Here is a 17724-nt window from a genome sequence, read left to right on the forward strand (position 1 = left end):
TGGCGGTCCGCCGGGCAGTTCACGTGGTGCCGCTAACGGGCCCGTCTGGTGACCAGGCGCTGCAGCACGATGAACGCGAACAGCAGGATGCCCACCACGATCCGGGTCCACCAGGAGCTGAGCGTGCCCTGGAAGGTGAGGATCGTCTGGATCAGGCCCAGCACCAGCACGCCCAGCACGGTGCCGAACAGGTAGCCGGAGCCGCCGGTCAGGATCACGCCGCCGATCACCACCGCGGCGATCGCGTCGAGCTCCATGCCCTGCGCGTGCAGGCTGTAGCCGGACAGCATGTAGAAGCTGAGCAGCACGCCGCCGAGCGCCGACAGGAACCCGCTGATCGTGTAGACCGCGATCCGGGTCCGGCCCACCGGCAGACCCATCAGCAGGGCCGAGTCCGCGTTGCCGCCGATCGCGTAGACCGTACGGCCGAACCGGGTGTACGCCAGCACGAACGCCCCGGCCAGCACCACCACCAGGGCGATGACCACGCTGGTGGAGATGAAGATGCCCGGCCCGAACCGGATCCGCTCCTGGGCCATCGCGGTCCAGAACGGGTCGGTGATCGGGATGGAGTTGCGGTTGATCAGCAGCGACAGGCCGCGGGCCAGGAACATGCCGGCCAGCGTGGCGATGAACGGCTCCACCTTGAAGTAGTGGATGACCAGGCCCATGCCGAGGCCCAGCGTCGTGCCGATCAGCAGCACCAGCGGCAGCACCAGCGCCGCCGGCCAGCCGTCGTTGAGCAGCGTCGCGGCGACCACGGTGGTCAGGGCGACCACGGCCCCCACCGACAGGTCGATGCCGCCGGTGAGGATCACGAAGGTCATCCCGGCCGCGACGACGAGCAGGAAGGCGTTGTCGACGAAGACGTTGAGCAGGACCTGGGTGTCGGAGAAGTTGTCGTAGTTGGCGACGCCCAGGCCGTACATCAGGGCGAGCAGGGCCAGGGTGGCCAGCACCGGGATGTGCCGCCGGTCGAGCCGGCGCCGCTTGTGCGGCGCGGCCACGGTGACCGCCGGCTGGGGCGGAGCCTTCACGTCGGTCATGCGGGCACCTCGGCTGCGGGAGTGACGGCGGGGGTACGGCGGCGGCGGAACACCGCGGCGCGGAAGGCGGCGGACTGGCTCAGACACAGAATGACGACCACGACCGCTTTGAACAACAGGGTCGTCTCGGCCGGCACGCCGATCGTGTACGTCGTAATGTCCAGCGCCGAGATCAGCACCGCACCGAGCACGCTGCCCGCGATCGAGAAGCGGCCGCCGGTCAGCGCCGTACCGCCGATCACCACCGCGAGGATGGCGTCCAGCTCGATGAGGTTGCCGGCCGCGTTGCTGTCGGCGCTGGCCACGTTGGAGCTGAAGATCAGGCCCGCGATGCCGGCACAGACGGCGGCGAACATGTACGCCATGATGGTCAGCCCGCGGGACCGGATGCCGGCCAGCCGGCTCGCGGTCGGGCTGGCGCCCACGGCCTCGACCAGCACACCCAGCGCCGAGCGGCGGATGAGCAGCACGGCCGCGGCCACCACGACCGCGACGATGATCACCGAGACCGGGATGGCCAGCGCGTAGCCCGCGCCGATCACCCGGAACGGCGGTGACGACACGTTGATGATCTGGCCGCCGGTGAGCAGCTGGGCGATGCCCCGCCCGGCCACCATCAGGATCAGCGTGGCGATGATGGGCTGGATGCCGATCACCGACACCAGGACGCCGTTCCAGATGCCCGCCACCAGCGACAGGACCAGGGCCAGGCCGACCGCCAGCAGCACGCCGCCGACGCTGCCCTGGTCGCTCAGGTCACCGATGAACAGACACGCCACGGCGCCGGAGATCGCCATCACCGAGCCGACCGACAGGTCGATGCCGCCGGTGGCGATGACCATCGTCATGCCCAGGGCGACCAGGGCCAGCGGGGTGGCCGAGCGCAGCACGTCGATCAGCGAGCCGTACAGGTGGCCGTCCTGCAGGGTGATCGTGAAGAAGCGCGGGGCGAAGAAGACGTTGCTGACCAGCAGCAGGACGAGCACGACGGCGGGCCAGAAGAGCCGGTGCTTGACGATGGCGGTCACGGGGTAGCTCCACTCGCGATGGCCTGCATGACGCGGTCGGCGTCGACGCCGCCGCCGGTGTTGTCGAGTTCCTCGACCAGGTGCCGCTCGCGCAGCACCTCGATCTTGTGGCTGAGCCGGAGCACTTCCTCGAGCTCGGCGCTGACGAAGAGCACGGCCATCCCGCCGTCGGCCAGCTCGACCAGCAGCCGCTGGATCTCGGCCTTGGCGCCGACGTCGATGCCGCGGGTCGGCTCGTCCACGATGAGCAGCCGGGGCTCGGTGATGAGCCAGCGGGCCAGCAGCACCTTCTGCTGGTTGCCGCCGCTGAGGTTGCGCACGGCCACGTCCGGGTCGGCCGGGCGGATGCCCAGGGTCTTGATGTAGCGCTCGACCAGCTCGTCCTGCTTGCGTCGCGGGATCGGCCGGGACCAGCCGCGGGAAGCCTGCAACGCGAGCACGATGTTCTCCCGGACACTGAGCTCGCCGACGACGCCCTCGGTACGGCGGTTCTCCGAGGAGAACGCGATGCCGTGGTTCATCGCCACCCGCGGGGTCCGCAGGGCGACCGGATTGCCGTCGATCTTGATGGTGCCCTCGTCCGGGCGGTCCGCGCCGAACAGCAGCCGGGCCAACTCGGTCCGGCCCGAGCCGAGCAGCCCGGCCAGTCCGACGATCTCCCCACCGCGGATGGTCAGGTCGAACGGGGCGATGGCGCCCGTGCGGCCCAGCTCGTGGGTCTCGATGATGGGCTCCCGCGGCGCGTCGGCGGTGACCGTGCGGGGCTCCTCCTCGAGGCGTTCCAGCACCGTCAGTTCCTTGCCGATCATCTTGGTGACCAGCTGCATCTGGGTCAGCTCGGCGGTGGCGTACTCGCCGATGAGGGTGCCGTTGCGCAGCACGGTCATCCGGTCCGCCACGGCGTAGACCTGGTCCAGGAAGTGCGAGATGAACAGGATGGCCACGCCGTCGCGCTTGAGCCGGCGCATGACCTCGAACAGGCGCTCCACCTCGGAGGCGTCGAGGCTGGAGGTCGGCTCGTCCAGGATCAGCACCTTGGCCGAGATGTCGATCGCCCGGGCGATCGCGACCATCTGCTGGATGGCCAGCGAGTACGTGCTCAGCGGCGCGGCCACGTCCAGGTGCAGGTCCAGCCCGGCGAGCAGGGCGGCCGAGCGGCGGCGCATCTCCGACCAGCGGATCTTGCCGAAGCGCCGGGGCTCACGGCCGATGAAGATGTTCTCGGCCACGGAGAGGTTCGCGCAGAGGTTGACCTCCTGGTAGACCGTGCTGATGCCGGCCTGCTGGGCCTGCAGCGGCCCGCCGAAGCGCACCGGGGTGCCGTTGAGCCGGATGTCGCCGGCGTCGATGCCGTACACCCCGGTCAGGACCTTGATCAGGGTCGACTTGCCGGCACCGTTCTCGCCCATCAGGGCGTGGACCTCGCCCGGCCGCAGCGCGAAGTCGACGCCGTCGAGCGCGACCACGCCCGGGAAGGTCTTGCGGATGCCGGTCATCTGCAGGATCGGCGGGTCACCCATTGTCTGCTCCTTGTCGACGGCGGACCGCCCCGGCTTGCCGGCCGGGGCGGTGCCGCTCGTGCGTGACTGGTACCTACGGCCCGCTCAGTACTTGCGGTCCGGCAGAGCGGCCTTGGCCTGCTCCTGGGTGAAGGTGGTCTCCTCGGTGAGCACGCGCTGCTCCACCGTGTCGCCGGCCTTGACCTTCTTGGCCAGGTCCATCAGCTGTGGGCCGAGCAGCGGGCTGCACTCCACGATGTAGTTGATCTTGCCGGCGGCGAGCGCCGTCATGCCGTCCTTGACCGCGTCGACCGTGATGATCTTGATGTCGGTGCCGGGCTTCTTGCCGGCCGCCTCGATCGCCTCGATCGCGCCCAGGCCCATGTCGTCGTTGTGCGCGTACAGCACGTCGATCTTCGGGTGGGCCTTGAGGAAGGCCTCCATGACCTCCTTGCCGTCGGTCCGGGTGAACTGACCGGTCTGCGAGGCGATGACCTTGAACTTGGGGTCGGCCTTGATGACCTCGGCGAAGCCGGCCTTGCGGTCGTTGGCCGGGGCCGCGCCGGGCGAGCCCTGCAGCTCGACGATGTTGACGTCGCCGGTCTTGCCCTCGTACTCCTTGACCAGCCACTCGCCGGCCTTCTTGCCCTCGAGCACGAAGTCGGAGCCGATGAAGGTCTTGTACAGCGACTTGTCCTGGGAGTCCACCGAACGGTCGGTGAGGATCACCGGGATGTTCGCGTCCTTGGCCTCCTTGAGCACCGTGTCCCAGCCGGACTCCACGACCGGCGAGAAGGCGATCACGTCGACGCGCTGGGCGATGAAGGACCGGATCGCCTTGATCTGGTTCTCCTGCTTGCCCTGGGCGTCGGAGAACTTCAGGTCGATGCCGGCCGTGGCGGCCGATTCCTGGATCGACTTGGTGTTCGCCGTACGCCAGCCGCTCTCGGCGCCGACCTGGGAGAAGCCCATGGTGATCTTGCCACCGCCGCCACCACCGTCGCCGCTGCCGGCGTCGTCACCACCACATCCCGCGAGGGCGCCGACCGCCAGCGCGCCGGCCAGGACCGCAGCGGACCATTTCTTGAGCACAACGTCCTCCAGGTATCTCATTTGTTAGCGTTCACAATCTGAACTTCGCGAAGCCGGTGTTCAATTGACAGGAAGGAGAGCGGCAGTCCCGCGGCGTCCGGGGGTGGGAACGCGCGGAGCAGCCAGACGACAGCCAAGCCGCTCGATGCAGTGGCTCCCGTCACACGGTGCGTTTCAGGAGTGTTACCGTTCCCAATCCCGGCGTCAAGAGATCGTTCCGTATCGTGACCTAGCAAGCGCCGACAGAGCGCCGACACCGAGGTCAAGGGCACTGTTCGGAAACTTGAAAGAACTACACTGTGGCCGACACCGGTGCGGGAGCGACAAGGGGAACTGCGTGCCATCGAAGAAGCCGGCGGCGGTCATGCGTGACGTCGCCAAGCTCGCGGGCGTCTCTCACCAGACGGTGTCGCGGGTCCTCAACGAGCACCCGAACGTCCGGCAGGAGACCCGCGCCCGGGTCCTCGAGGCGATGGAGTCGCTGGACTACCGCCGCAACCTCGCCGCCCGTACGCTGGTCACCCGGCAGTCGCACACCCTGGGCATCATCGGCTTCGAGACCACCCTGTTCGGCCCGGCCTCCATGCTGTACGGCATCGAGGACGCCGCCCGCACCGCCGGTTACCTGGTCAGCATCGCCACCTTCCGCAACCTGGAACGCCGGCCGGTGCTGGAGGCCGTCGACCGGCTGCGCCAGCACGCGGTGGACGGCATCATCGCCATCGCCCCCAAGCACGCGGTCACCGACGCCCTGACGCAGGCCCCGGCCGGCCTGTCCTGTGTGGCGGTCGGCGGGGCCGGTGGCGCCGACGGGGTCCCGACCGTACGCGTGGACAACGCCGGCGGCGCCCAGCTCGCCACCCGGCACCTGCTCGATCTGGGCCACCGCACGGTGCACCACGTCGCCGGCCCGGGCGACTGGCCGGAGGCGCAGGAGCGCATCGCCGGCTGGCGCGACACCCTGACCGCGGCCGGCGCCGAGGTGCCGCCGATCCTGCCGCAGTCCTGGAACGCCGAGACCGGTTACGTGCAGGGCCAGGCATTGGCCCGGGACCCGGCGGTCACGGCGATCTTCTGCGCCAACGACCGGATCGCCCTGGGCGTGCTGCGCGCCCTGCACGAGGCCGGCCGCAAGGTGCCCGAGGAGGTCAGCGTCGTCGGCTTCGACGACATGCCGGACTCGGGATACTTCCTGCCCCCGCTGACCACGGTGCGCCAGGACTTCGCCGAGCTGGGCCGGCTCAGCCTGGCCCTGCTGCTGGAGCACATGGCCGGTCCCGAGTCCCCGGCCCACGTCGTCGTCACCCCGGAGCTGGTCGTACGGGCCAGCACCGCCGCCCCGCCGAAGCGCCGGGGCCGCCGGTAGACGCGCAGAGGCCCGGAGCGCGCTCGCGCCCCGGGCCCCCGTCGTCTCACGCGGTGGTGCAGCTCAGATTCTGCACCGTGGTGGGTGTCGATCCCGTGCCGGTGAATCCGAAACTGGTATGGCTGTTGGCCGCGATCGAGCCGTTCCACGACTCGTTCGACACCGTGGCCAGGGATCCGCTTCCGGTGTACTTACCGCTCCACAGCTGGCTGACCGTCTGCCCGCCGGGGAACGTCCACGACACCTTCCACTTGCTCACCGGCGTGGTGCCGGCGTGGACCATGACCTCACCCTGGAAGCCACCGCCCCACGATCCCGTGACGTTGTACATCGCGGAGCAACCGCTGTCCGTGCCCGGCGCCGGGGTCGTCGGACCGGGCGGCGGGGTCGTCGGGTCCGGTGCCGGGGTCGTCGGGCCGGGCGGCGGGGTCGTCGGGTCCGGCGGCGGCGTGGAGGTTCCGCCGCCGATGCCGGTCACCTGACCGTTACCGCCGTCGAAGTTCACGTCCGAGCAGCCGTAGAAGGTCTCCTGGCTGTCCGAACGCGACCACACCGAGTAGATGATGTGCTTGCCGCTCTTGCCCGAGGGCAGGCGCCCGGTCCACGAGTACCGGCCGTCGTTGGTGCCCGGGCCACCGATCGACTCCGGGTTGACCACCTGCGAGAACGGCTGCGACTCGAGGTCGCTCCAGGCCAGCGGACGGGTCGGGCTCCAGCTGTCCTTGGTGACGTACAGCGAGAACGTGCCCGGGTGCTTGGCCCAGTTGTTGTAGTCGAACCGCATGCTGGCGCCCGCCGTGAGGTGGGTCTCCGGCCAGTCGGTGCGGGCCGCGTTGTAGGCGGTGAAGTTGTACGGGCCCCCGGTGCCGCCGCTGCACAGCTGGCCGTCCGGGATGAAGCCGGCCATCCGGCCGCCCCCGTCCGAGCGCAGCACGGCGAACCAGTTGTAGAGCGGGGTGGTGCCGCCCTGGGCCACCGCGGCGGCGCAGGCCGGGTTCTTCGGCTCGATGCCGCCGTTGCTGCCGGACAGGCCGTCCTTCCAGCAGAAGTAGGTACGGCTGCCGGGGACCATCATGGCCCCGTGGGCCTGCGCCTGGGTCTGCACCACGGTCACGCCCACGCCGGTGGCGAGCAGCACCGCGGCCGCGTACAGGAATCTTCTCTTCATCTCGGTCCTCTCAGCCGTTCGGGAAGAGGCGGGCGTAGTCCGCGTAGCCGGTGGCCACGTCGACCTGGGCCCAGAATCGGTGGTAGTTGAAGGTCGGGGCCGCGCCGCCCTTGAGGTAGGCGTCGACCTTCGGGTAGTCCGGGTCGTTCTTGTAGAAGGAACGGATGTCCAGGAAGGACACACCCGGCTTGATCTCGTCACCGTTGGGCATCTTGCCGCTCCAGCCCGGCGGGATGTAGATGCCCTGGCCGGTGGCCGCGTCGTAGCGGTCGTCCATCCGGTTGTAGTCGGCGCGGGTCTCGGTGACCGAAACGCCCTTCGAGTCCTTCTTCGTCCAGATGGCGTCGAGCAGGTTCTTCGCCGCCGTCTTCGCCGCGGTGTTGCCGGACTTGGCGGCGTAGTACGTCAGCAGCTTGGCGAACGAGCCGGCCACACCGAGGTCCTGACCGTGGCTGGTGACCTCCACGTGCAGGTTGGTGTTGGCGGCCGGGCTCGACGCGTTCCAGGTGGCCGGCGCGCCGGTCCACTCCATGTCCGACGGGATGGAGAATTCGGTCGCGCTGATGGTGCTCTCACCCAGCGCCCACGGCACCCACTTGTCGAGCACCGTCTTGGCCTTGGTGTCACCGGTCAGGTAGTAGTACTCGGCCAGCCGCTCCAGCGACCAGGTCTGCATACCGAACCAGCGGTTGGACGGCGGGTCCTCGTACACCGGGGCCTCGACGTAGGACAGGCCGTAGAACGTCGGCGTGCCGGCCGGCGGGGCCTTGTAGGCACCCTGCCAGCTGTTGGTCGCGCCGCCGGCGATCGCGCCCTCCGACGACTGCAGCCACTGGTAGAACTCCAGCTGCCGGTTGAGGCTGGCCTGCCAGTCGGCCTTGGCCGTGGGCGACTTCGGGGCCATCGCCGCGACGTTGGACAGCACGTACGCCGCCATCGGGTTCTGGTAGCCGAAGTGACTGGTGCTGGAGCCGATCCGCCAGGCCCAGCCGGCCTGCGTGTCGGTGGCCCCGCCCCAGGCGTAGTACCAGGACATCAGGTTGTTCGAGCTGCTCTTGCCGGAGCCCGCCGCGCAGGACGTCGAGGTGCAGCCCGGGTTCTTGAAGTACTTGTCGTAGAAGGAGTAGCGCAGGTAGTCGCCCATCTTGGCGGCGTTGGCCACCGCGGCGGACAGCTGCGACTGCTTGCCCTGCGCGGTCGCCCAGGTCAGCGCCCAGTAGGCGGCCTGCACAGCCCGCGAGTCGGCGTCGGGGGCGTTGGTGTACTTCCACTGCTTGGCGTACGACGCGTCCTTGGTGAACAGGTCGAGGTAGCCGTTGGGGCCGCCGTGCTTGAACGTGTCGCAGGACGGCTGCGGCACGGTCTCGAAGGTCGACTCCTGCGGGCCGCGCTGGAACGTGTTGATGAACACGTTCTTGCTGGTGCCGTCACCGCAGTGGCCGAAGCCGTAGACGTTGTCGACGTCCATCAGCCAGTGCATGCCGTAGATGTCCGAGGTGCCGTACGCGCTCTTCAGCTCGTTGGCCAGCGGGTCGGTGCCCACCGACACGCTCGTGTCCAGCTGCGACGGGTACTGCGACGGCAGCGGGTACTCCGCCGCGTAGGTCGCCGGCTTGCTCGGGTCGTACTTGTCGTTGGTGGGCTGGTCGGCGTGCGACGGGATGATGTACTTCTCCATCGTCGTCCACGCCGCGTTGAACGGCGCCCAGTCCCCGGTGACCTGGCCGTGCTCGGCCTCCAGCCACAGCCAGTAGCTGAACGCCTCGGAGGTCGTCTCGTGGCCGTGGTCGGGTGCCTCGTCGATCAGCGTCTCGATCGAGTGGTAAGGCACGCCGTCGGGGCTGAAGTAGCCGTTGGCCGGGTTCTTGATGTCGCTGTAGAGCTGGGTGAACCGGGCGTCGGCGCTGCCCTTGGCCAGCACTGTCGCGGTCACGCTGGCCGCGGTGTGCCCGGTGGCCGTGGCGCTGAAGGTGGCCGTCGAGTTGAGGGCCGCCGCGTCGGTCGCGGAGACCGTGACCGTCTGCGCCGTGTTCCAGTTCGCGGTGGTGAAGGTCAGCGACGCGGGCGACGCCGAGACCGTGGTGGCCCCGGCGGTGCGGGCGATCGCCACGGTGGTGCTCGCGGTCGGCGCCTTGGACAGCGCCACCTTGAAGGTCGCCGACTCGCCCGGAGCGACGGTCAGCGAGGTGGGGTCGGTGACGACCGCCGGGTTGGTGGCCGCGTCGACGAACACCGGTACGTCGGCGGTCGCGCTCTTGGCGTTCGTCGAGTCGTACGCGATGGCCTGCAGGCGGTACGCCGCGGTCTGGGCCGGGACGCTCTCCCAGGTGTAGGCGTACGGCGCCGCGGTGTCGGTGCCCAGCAGCAGGCCGTCGTGGTAGAACTCGACCTTGCTGATGGTCCGGCCGCTCGTGGCCGTGGCGGTAGCCGCGATCGGGATCGAGGCGGGCGCACTGAACCGGGTGTTGGCCGCCGGGCTGCTGATCGACACCGTCGGTACGGCGGCGGTCTGGTTGCAGGCCGTGCCGTTGAGGGTGAACGCCGTCGGGACCGGGTTGGCCGAACCGAAGGTGCCGTTGAAGCCCGTGCTGACCGTGGCGCCGGTGCCGAGGGTGCCGTTCCACGCCGCGTTGGAGACGGTGACGTGCTGACCGCTCTGCGCGTACGTGGCGCTCCAGCCCTGGGTGACCTTCTGCGCCGCGTCCGGGAAGTCGTACTCCAGCTTCCAGCTGCTCAACGGGTCACCGGAGTTGGTGATGGCGATGTCACCGGTGAAGCCGCCGCTCCATTGGCTCTGCACACGGTAGACGACCGTGCAGCCGGCGGCCGCTTGCGCGGGCGACGAGCCGGCAACGACCAGGCCGGCGGCGAGTAACGCCGCAGCCGAGGCCGCGAGACCGCGTCGATAACGCGATCGGGTGGACAGGGGGGATCTCATCGCGGGTCCTTCCTGGGGGTGGTGGGGCGGGTCATGACGTGGCCGCACAGGTGATCGGCGACGGAAGGGGGTTGGTGCCGGTGGTGGAGGCGAGGAAGCCGAACGTGGTGGTCGCGTTCGCGGCCAGCACGCCGTTCCAGCCGGCGTCGCGCACGGTCACGGCCGTGCCGGTCTGACCACCGGTTCCGCCCCAGACCTGCGAGACGACCTGGCCGTTGCCGAAGGTCCAGCCGACGGACCAGGTCTTCGTGGGGGCTGTGCCGGTGTTGCGGACGGTCACCTCACCCTGGAAGCCACCGCCCCAGGACCCGGTGATCTGGTAGGTCGCGGTGCAACCGGTCGTCGTCGGCGGTGGCGGGGTGGCCGAGGCCGAGGACGAGGCGGACGGAGTGACCGGCGGCGGGGTGGCCGAGGCCGAGGCGGACGGGGTCACCGGCGGCGGCGTGGTCGTGCCGGTGCGGTCGGCGTAGAGGATGCCGCGGCCGTTGGTGCCGAGGTAGACGCGGCCGTACACCCGGGGGTCACCGGCCAGCGCCTCGCCCGCGTTGCCGTACTGGTGGGCGTCGTCGTTGATCCGCACCCAGCCGGCGCCGCCGTTGTCGGAGCGGAAGACCCCGGCCACGCCGCCGACCGTGCCGATCGTGAAGACCGCGGGGTACGCGGCCCCCGGCGCGGCCTTGCCGGTGGAGACGTTGATCGCCTTGCTGACGCCGGAGACCGCCGTGAACGTCGCACCGGCATCGGTGGAGTGCAGCAGCCCGGTCTCGCCGGCCAGCCAGACATCCCCGGTACGGCCGGCGACGGTGTGCAGCTTGACGTTCCCGGTCGTGGGCACGGTCGCCGCCGAGGCGGTGAAGGTGGCACCGCCGTCCTTGCTGACGTAGACCTTGCCGGCCGCGTACCCGTAGAAGGTCTTCGGGTTGACCCGGTCGCTGACGATCTCGGCGCCGGCCGGGATGCCGGTGGAGGCCGTCCAGGAGCTGCCCCGGGTGGTCGAGTAGTGCACGCCCACGCCGGCCGGGGCCCAGACCACGGCGTTGGCGTCGGCCCCCACGGCCACCTTGCCACCGCCGGTGACGCCCGCCGGTTCCTGGCCGTTGTACCAGTTCTTGCCGCCGTCGGTGGAGACACCGATGTGCGGTGCCGCGTCGGCGTTGCCGACCCGGACGAAGAAGGCCGGGCTCAGCTCGGCGAAGTCCAGGCTGGTGTTGCTGCCCAGGCTCGGGGTGTCGTGGAAGCTCGCCGGGACGGTGTCCAGGTCGGCGTGGTGGAACCCGCCGATGTCACCCAGCGCGCTGACCAGGGGCGCCCCGGACGGCGGGCTGGCCAGGTCGAGCACCGCGGTCTCCTCGAGACCCTTGGCCATCGGCTTGATGGTGAACGTCGTGTTCTTGTCCCAGTTGGTCAGCTGGGTGGTGCCGTAGACGGTGGCGCCGGTGCCGTAGAGCAGCCGGTTGGAGTCCAGCGGGTCGATCTCGACCGACTCGTTCATCCAGCCGAGCTTGGGCGTGGCCTCGGGCGGCTGCGGGTTGGTGTTGAAGTCCAGCCACGGGTTCGCCGAGATGTCCATGGTGTAGCGCTTGGACTGGCTCGGATAGCTGGTGAAGTCCCAGATCCGGGTCCAGGTGGCGCCGCTGTCGGTGCTGCGGAAGAAGATCGCGTCCGGCCACCAGGAGATCTGGGTGGCGACCATCAGCGTGCCGGGCCGCTGCCGGTCCACGGTCAGGCCGGAGTAGCCGAAGTAGAGGTCGGCGCCGGCGCTGAGCTTGACCGGGCTGACGTCGGTCCACTCCCCCGTCACCGTGTTGAGCCGCGAGACCTGTCCCTTACCGCCGTCGTACGGGCCGCCGGTGTCGCTGGTGGCCACGTAGAGGTAGTGGTTGACCGAGTCCAGGACGCCCTTGTGCGGCAGGTAGCCGGTGGGCTGGCCGGGGACCCGCGCCCAGGTGCTGCCGCCGTCGGTGGAGCGGTAGACCGGGTTGGCCTTGTCGGCCACGCCGACGTAGACATCACGGCTGACGTCGTCGAAGGTGACCCAGGTCAGGCCCTGGTTCTGGCTCAGGTAGCCGTTGGTGTCGGCCGGATCCTGCACGTAGTTGCCGGCGTTCGGGAACGCGGTGACCTTCGCCCAGGTCGCGCCGTAGTCGGTGCTGCGCCAGAGGCCGTTACCGCCCTCGGCGGCGTAGAACACGTGGCTGTGGTCGTGCGGGTCGATCGCCAGCCGCTCGCCCATGCCGCGGCCGGGCATGTTGCCGCCGTTCTTGAACGGCAGCGTGGTGACCTGCCAGGTCGCGCCGCGGTCGGCCGAGCGCAGGATCGCGCCGTTGTTGGGATCCCAGCTGTTGGTGTACATGCCGACCGCCGCGTAGACCCGGTCGGGATCGACCGGGTCCGTCGCGATGCTCGTGACGCCGTTGTAGCCCCAGTTCTCCTGGCCCACCCAGTCCAGGAGCGGCACCCAGTTCTGCCCGGCCTGGTTCCACCGGTACGCGCCGCCGATGTCGGTGCGCGCATAGATCAAATTCTTCTCGGTCCGGTTGAAGATCAGGCCCGGCACGAAGCCGCCGCCGTCGATCCGGACGTTCTTCCAGTTGTACGCGTCGACGGCGGCGGCCGCGCCGGCCGGCCGGGGACGGTCGGCCGCGGTGGCGACGAAGGTCGTCGCGCCGATGAGCAGCGCGGCAACGGCCACCGTGGTGAATCTTGGTCGTCGCAAAGGGGTTCCTCTCCGGGCACGGCTGCGACGCCGCGGATGCGCCATCGACGGTCATGAACATGGGAGCGCTCCCATGAATGTGGGCCGTTGACATTTCGTTGTCAAGAGCCGGAAACAAATGACCCACCCGTCACGCCGCGGTTACCGCCGTGTTGACAAGGACTGAACCGAGTAGGTAGGAAGATGTCGGTCAATCGATCGTGGGAGCGCATCCGACATCGATGGAGGACCACATGAGACGCAGACTCCTCGGCGGCCTGGCCGCCTTCCTGGTCGCGGCGACCGGCCTGGTCACCGTGGCGGCCCAGCCCGCGCAGGCGGCGGCGGGCTTCACCGTGAGCGGCGGCCGCATCCTGGACGCGAACGGCAACGCCTTCGTCATGCGCGGCGTCAACCACGCCCACACCTGGTACCAGGACCGCACGCCACAGGCCCTGGCCGACATCAAGGCGCTCGGCGCCAACACGGTCCGGATCGTGCTCGGCAGCGGGCAACGCTGGGGTCCTGACAACGCTGCCAACGTCTCCGCCGTGATCAGCCAGTGCAAGGCCAACCGCCTGATCTGCGTGCTGGAAGCCCACGACACCACCGGGTACGGCGAGCAGGCCGGCGCGGCGACCCTCGCCCAGGCCGTCGACTACTGGATCAGCGTCAAGAGCGCGCTCGCCGGCCAGGAGCGCTACGTCATCCTCAACATCGGCAACGAGCCGTACGGCAACACCAACGCCGCGGGCTGGGTCGCGGACACCAAGAACGCGATCACCCGGCTGCGCGCCGCCGGCTTCGAGCACTCGATCATGGTGGACGCCCCGAACTGGGGCCAGGACTGGTCCTTCACCATGCGCGACAACGCGGCCTCGGTGTTCGCCACCGACCCGCAGCGCAACACCATCTTCTCGATCCACATGTACGGCGTGTTCGACACCGCCGCCGAGATCAACGACTACCTGGGCCGGTTCGTCACCGCCGGGCTGCCCGTCGTGGTCGGCGAGTTCGGCCACAACCACTCCGACGGCGACCCCGACGAGGACACCGTCCTGGCCACCGCCCAGGCCCGCGGCATCGGCTATCTGGGCTGGTCGTGGAGCGGCAACGGCGGCGGCGTGGAGTACCTCGACCTGGTCACCGACTTCAACGCCGCGGCCCTGACCTCGTGGGGCCAGCGTCTGTTCAACGGCGCCAACGGCATCAAGGCGACCTCCCGGGAGGCGTCGGTCTTCGGTGGCGTGCAGCCCACCACGCCGACCACGCCGCCGGTCTCACCGACTGTCTCGCCGACGCCCGGCCCGTCGACCCCGCCGCCCGCGGGCAAGGCCTGCACGGCCACCTACACGGTCGGCGGCCAGTGGGGCGGCGGCTTCCAGGGGGCGGTCACCGTCAAGGCCGGCAACGCGGCGATCACCGCGTGGACCGTGACGTGGACCTGGCCCAGCGGCCAGCGCTTCACCAACACCTGGAACGCCACGGTCACCAGCTCCGGTGACGCGGTGACCGCCCGCAACGCGCCGTACAACGGCTCGCTGGCGGCCGGCGCCAGCACCACCTGGGGCTTCACCGCGAGCTCGACCGGCACCAACACCGCGCCGGCCGTGACCTGCGCGGCTGCCTGACCCCGGCCGGCACCGCCGTTCCCCGTACCGCACCTGTCACCATCGCCGCCTGCGCGGCCGCCTGACGCCCCGTGCCAACCGGGGTTCCCACAGCGGCCCGGTCCGTCACCCCCGGGCCGGGCCGCTCCCCGATCGCCACCGCCGTGCACCCGTGCTGCACCCCCGGACCGCCAGTCTGGGGAGCCATCCAGCCCCGGGAGCATCGTGACCACGACACACGCGCCGGTCGACGCCGGCCGCCTGGCCGATGACCTGCTGAGGTTGGAGATCGGCCGCACCGCCTCCGGCCACGACGACGCGGCCGTGGCCGAGCGCATCGAACGCGACGCCGCCGGGTCCGGCCGCCCGGACCTGGTGCTGCGGGCCCGCCTGGCCCGGGCCGTGGTCATGCTCCGCGAGGGCGAGACCGTCGAGGGCGGGCGACTGATCCACCGGATCCACCCGGAAGCCGTGGAGCTGGGCGACGACTGTCTGCTGGCCCGCAGCCACCGGGCGCTGTCGATCTTCTTCCGGCAACTGGGCGACAACGCCACCGCGCTGGCCCACGCCGTGCAGTGCATGTCGCACACCGCCGTTGACGTGCCGCCGGCCATCCGCAGCCGGCACCTGATGTGCCTGGCCGTGCTGCTGGACGAGACCGGCTCACCGCAGGAGGCGCTGCGGGCGTTCACCGAGGCGCTCGGGCTGGCCACCGCCCACCACGACAGCGAGCTGGCCCTGCACCTGCTCAACAACATGGCCTACACCGCGTACGAGCGCGGTGACCTGCCGGCCGCCGAGGAGCTCGTGCGCCGGATGCGGGCGACCGCCGAGAGTGCCGGGATCCCGCTGAGCGCCACCTGCCTGGACACCCTGGCCCGGGTGGCGATGCTGGGCGGGCGGCACCGCGAGGTGGAACAGATCCTCGCCCCGTTGCTGGCCGACGACGCGACCCGGCACCGCATCGACGAGGGCAGCGCGCTCGAGGAGGCCCTGCTCACCGCGGCCGAGGCGTACCGGGAGCTGGGGGCGGCCGAACGCGCCCAGACGCTGCTCGACCGGCTGTTCCGGTTGTGCGCCGAGCACGACCTGGCCGGGCTGCAGGCCCAGGGCCGGGAACAACAAGCGCTGCTGCACGCCGCCACCGGCCGCTATCAGGAGGCGTTCGAGGAGTACCGCCGCTTCCACGTCGAGACCCGGGTGCTCACCTCGGCCCAGCAGGACGCCCGGTCCCGGGCCCTGCAGGCGGTCTACCAGGCCGAGGAGGCGCGCCGGGCCACGGACACCTTCCGCGAGCTGGCCCACCGCGATGCTCTGACCGGCCTGCACAACCGGCGCCACGCCGACGAGGAACTGCCCGCGGCGCTGGCCACCGCCGCCGACGGCACGCCGGTGTCGGTCGCGCTGGTCGACCTGGACCACTTCAAACGGGTCAACGACACGCGGTCGCACGCGACCGGGGACCTGGTGCTGCGGCGCCTGGCCGGGGTGCTGACCGCGGCCGCACCGCCGGACTCGATGATCGCCCGGCTCGGCGGCGAGGAGTTCGTCGTTCTGCTGCCGGGGACCGGCGCCGCGCGGGCCCGGCAGACCTGCGAGCGGATCCGGTCGGCGGTGGCCGGCGAGGACTGGGCCGCGCTCACCGGCGGCCTGCCGGTGACCTGCAGCATCGGCGTCACCACCGTGACCGGCGCCGGAGCGACTCCGGCGGCGGCACTGGCCGCCGCCGACCGCAACCTCTACGCGGCGAAACGCGCCGGCCGCGACCGGGTCTTCGACGACGCGGTCACTGCTGCGGCATGAAGGTGCCGCTGACCTTCGCGTCCTTGCCGTCGCCGGTGATCCTGGCCTCGTAGCTGTCCTCGGCGGGTGAGTGCTTGCCCACGGTGTGGTTGAACTGCGCGGCGAACGTGTACTCGCCCGGTGCGAGAGTCTTGCCCGGCCGCAGCGTGAAGCGGAAGACCAGCATCTTGCTGGTCCGGCTGCTGCTGATGGCCAGCAGGTCGTCGGACACCGTGCTCCACCGGCCGGTCTCGACGACCCCCGGGGTCAGCGCGACCTCCACGGTGACGTCCAGGGAAGTGATCTTGCGGGTCGACTTGAGCACCACGCTGTCCTGCGTCCAGCCGTCGCTGGTGTTCGGGTCGATCTTGCCGGTCGAACTCAGGTAACCGTCGCGGTCGGTCTGCGGCGCGGAGCTGGACGGCGTGGTCACCGACGGGGACGACGGCGTGCCGGTGGTGGTCCGAGGTGGCTTGGGATCCGTGGCGGTCGGGGCCGGGCTGGTCGGCCTGGGCGCGTTCGTGGTGGCCGGTGCCGGGGTCGTGGCCGGTACGGCCGAGGGACCCGCCACCGGGGTGTCGTCCAGGTCCGGCTCCCGATTGCTGAGCCGGACTCCCGCGACGGCCAGCACCAGCACCACCGCCACCGCCAGCGCGGCCGCGGCCGGCCGGACCAGGGCGAACAGCCGGTCGATCGGGCGGCGGGCGTACGCCGCCCGGCCCTGGGCCACCCGGTCCAGCATCGCCTGCCGGTCCGGCCGGTGCCGGTCGGCCTCCTCGCGCAGCGCCGTGCGGAGGTCACGCTCGTCATGCTGACGCACTCAGTCCTCCCGTCGTCACTGGCAGATCCTTCAGGTACTGGCTGAGCTGGGCCGCTCCCCGCGACGTCAGGCTCTTGACCGCGCCGACCGAGATACCCAGGATCTCGGCGACCTCGCGCTCCGGCACGTCGAACGCGTACCGCAGGACGACACACTCGCGCCGGCGCAGCGGCAGGTGCCGCAGGGCCGCCCGCACGTCGAGCACGGCCGGGGTGTCCGGCTCCGCCCGGTCCCGGCGCAGCAGGCCCAGCCCGAGCAGCCCGAGCCGCTCCCGGCTCTGCCGCTTGATCCACTGCCGGGCCAGATTGGCCAGGATGCCCCGGGCGTACGCGATCGGGCTGTCCGCCGCCTGGACCCGCTCCCAGTGCCGCCACACCTCGACAAAAGCGTCCGCGGCCAGGTCGTCGGCCACGCCGGACTCCCCCGTCACGAGGTACGCCAGCCGTGAGAGGTCCGCGTGGTGCTGCTCGAAGAAGCGCCGGAAGGCACGCTCGTCGTCCAGGTCCGTCACACGTTCCTCTCCGGTCATCGGTACGGGTGGAGGCCGGCTGCCCCGGCTGTGGGGGTAAACGGAACCGGAGCAGCCGGGGTTCAGTGGATCGACACGAAATACTCCGAGGTACGGGGGACGACGTCAAGAAACCCGCGAGGAGGCCGGGTGAGGTCCTGATGGAACGGCC

General features: G+C 70.5%; 12 protein-coding genes. 3 read left to right on the forward strand and 9 right to left on the reverse strand.

From position 1 onward, the window contains the following. Positions 1-32: 32 nt before the first annotated feature. The 4 genes from yjfF to AB0C12_RS01105 all read right to left on the reverse strand — a co-directional run bounded on the left by yjfF (position 33) and on the right by AB0C12_RS01105 (position 4686). A complete protein-coding gene (gene yjfF / locus AB0C12_RS01090) occupies positions 33-1046 on the reverse strand; it encodes a galactofuranose ABC transporter, permease protein YjfF (RefSeq protein ID WP_360542788.1) in 1014 nt (337 codons plus the stop codon). Next, positions 1043-2074 (reverse strand): ABC transporter permease, encoded by a 1032-nt coding sequence (locus AB0C12_RS01095; protein ID WP_360542790.1) that lies wholly within the window; start codon positions 2072-2074, stop codon positions 1043-1045. The genes yjfF and AB0C12_RS01095 overlap by 4 nt, the downstream gene beginning before the upstream one ends. Beyond that, positions 2071-3594, reverse strand: coding sequence for a sugar ABC transporter ATP-binding protein (locus tag AB0C12_RS01100; RefSeq protein ID WP_360542792.1), 1524 nt, complete (start codon positions 3592-3594; stop codon positions 2071-2073). The genes AB0C12_RS01095 and AB0C12_RS01100 overlap by 4 nt, the downstream gene beginning before the upstream one ends. Positions 3595-3678: 84 nt before the next feature. Then, positions 3679-4686, reverse strand: a complete 1008-nt coding sequence (locus tag AB0C12_RS01105) for an ABC transporter substrate-binding protein (protein WP_360542794.1) — start codon at positions 4684-4686, stop codon at positions 3679-3681. 343 nt (positions 4687-5029) lie between these two features. Between AB0C12_RS01105 and AB0C12_RS01110 the strand changes: the two genes are divergently transcribed. After that, positions 5030-6031 (forward strand): LacI family DNA-binding transcriptional regulator, encoded by a 1002-nt coding sequence (locus AB0C12_RS01110; protein WP_360544898.1) that lies wholly within the window; start codon positions 5030-5032, stop codon positions 6029-6031. A gap of 46 nt (positions 6032-6077) precedes the next feature. On the opposite strand, the gene AB0C12_RS01115 is transcribed toward AB0C12_RS01110, so the two are convergent. Genes AB0C12_RS01115 through AB0C12_RS01125 form a run of 3 tightly spaced genes read right to left on the reverse strand, consistent with a single transcriptional unit; the run spans position 6078 to position 12853 of the window. Continuing rightward, a complete protein-coding gene (locus tag AB0C12_RS01115) occupies positions 6078-7199 on the reverse strand; it encodes a lytic polysaccharide monooxygenase (RefSeq protein ID WP_360542796.1) in 1122 nt (373 codons plus the stop codon). A gap of 10 nt (positions 7200-7209) precedes the next feature. Beyond that, on the reverse strand, positions 7210-10137 hold the full coding sequence (locus AB0C12_RS01120) for a glycoside hydrolase family 48 protein (RefSeq protein ID WP_360542797.1): 2928 nt from the start codon (positions 10135-10137) through the stop codon (positions 7210-7212). Positions 10138-10168: 31 nt separating this feature from the next. Next, positions 10169-12853: a cellulose binding domain-containing protein gene (locus AB0C12_RS01125; protein ID WP_360542799.1), complete on the reverse strand. Its 2685-nt coding sequence runs from the start codon at positions 12851-12853 to the stop codon at positions 10169-10171. 233 nt (positions 12854-13086) lie between these two features. Here AB0C12_RS01125 and AB0C12_RS01130 point away from each other — a divergent pair, with 233 nt between their 5' ends. Together AB0C12_RS01130 and AB0C12_RS01135 are read left to right on the forward strand one after the other, a co-directional pair. After that, entirely contained in the window at positions 13087-14463 is a 1377-nt protein-coding gene (locus AB0C12_RS01130; protein WP_360542801.1) for a cellulase family glycosylhydrolase, read from the forward strand. Positions 14464-14667: 204 nt separating this feature from the next. Continuing rightward, positions 14668-16245 carry a diguanylate cyclase gene (locus AB0C12_RS01135; RefSeq protein WP_360542802.1) on the forward strand — a complete coding sequence of 526 codons (1578 nt, stop codon included), beginning with the start codon at positions 14668-14670 and terminating at the stop codon, positions 16243-16245. Here the strand turns inward: AB0C12_RS01135 and AB0C12_RS01140 are convergent. Both AB0C12_RS01140 and AB0C12_RS01145 read right to left on the reverse strand, forming a co-directional pair. Beyond that, entirely contained in the window at positions 16229-17044 is an 816-nt protein-coding gene (locus tag AB0C12_RS01140; protein WP_360542804.1) for a hypothetical protein, read from the reverse strand. The genes AB0C12_RS01135 and AB0C12_RS01140 overlap by 17 nt on opposite strands. Next, entirely contained in the window at positions 17031-17573 is a 543-nt protein-coding gene (locus AB0C12_RS01145) for a SigE family RNA polymerase sigma factor (RefSeq protein WP_360542806.1), read from the reverse strand. The genes AB0C12_RS01140 and AB0C12_RS01145 overlap by 14 nt, the downstream gene beginning before the upstream one ends. Positions 17574-17724 lie beyond the last annotated feature (151 nt).

This window comes from Actinoplanes sp. NPDC048967, assembly GCF_040649415.1.
In the GTDB taxonomy this organism is placed as follows: domain Bacteria; phylum Actinomycetota; class Actinomycetes; order Mycobacteriales; family Micromonosporaceae; genus Actinoplanes.

Excerpts from the sequence above, each read along its gene's own strand:
- AB0C12_RS01130 (WP_360542801.1), top strand. The coding sequence starts at position 13,087 with ATGAGACGCAGACTCCTCGGCGGCCTGGCCGCCTTCCTGGTCGCGGCG.
- AB0C12_RS01145 (WP_360542806.1), bottom strand. The coding sequence starts at position 17,573 with ATGACCGGAGAGGAACGTGTGACGGACCTGGACGACGAGCGTGCCTTC.
- yjfF (WP_360542788.1), bottom strand. The coding sequence starts at position 1,046 with ATGACCGACGTGAAGGCTCCGCCCCAGCCGGCGGTCACCGTGGCCGCG.
- AB0C12_RS01115 (WP_360542796.1), bottom strand. The coding sequence starts at position 7,199 with ATGAAGAGAAGATTCCTGTACGCGGCCGCGGTGCTGCTCGCCACCGGC.
- AB0C12_RS01110 (WP_360544898.1), top strand. The coding sequence starts at position 5,030 with ATGCGTGACGTCGCCAAGCTCGCGGGCGTCTCTCACCAGACGGTGTCG.
- AB0C12_RS01100 (WP_360542792.1), bottom strand. The coding sequence starts at position 3,594 with ATGGGTGACCCGCCGATCCTGCAGATGACCGGCATCCGCAAGACCTTC.
- AB0C12_RS01120 (WP_360542797.1), bottom strand. The coding sequence starts at position 10,137 with ATGAGATCCCCCCTGTCCACCCGATCGCGTTATCGACGCGGTCTCGCG.
- AB0C12_RS01105 (WP_360542794.1), bottom strand. The coding sequence starts at position 4,686 with ATGAGATACCTGGAGGACGTTGTGCTCAAGAAATGGTCCGCTGCGGTC.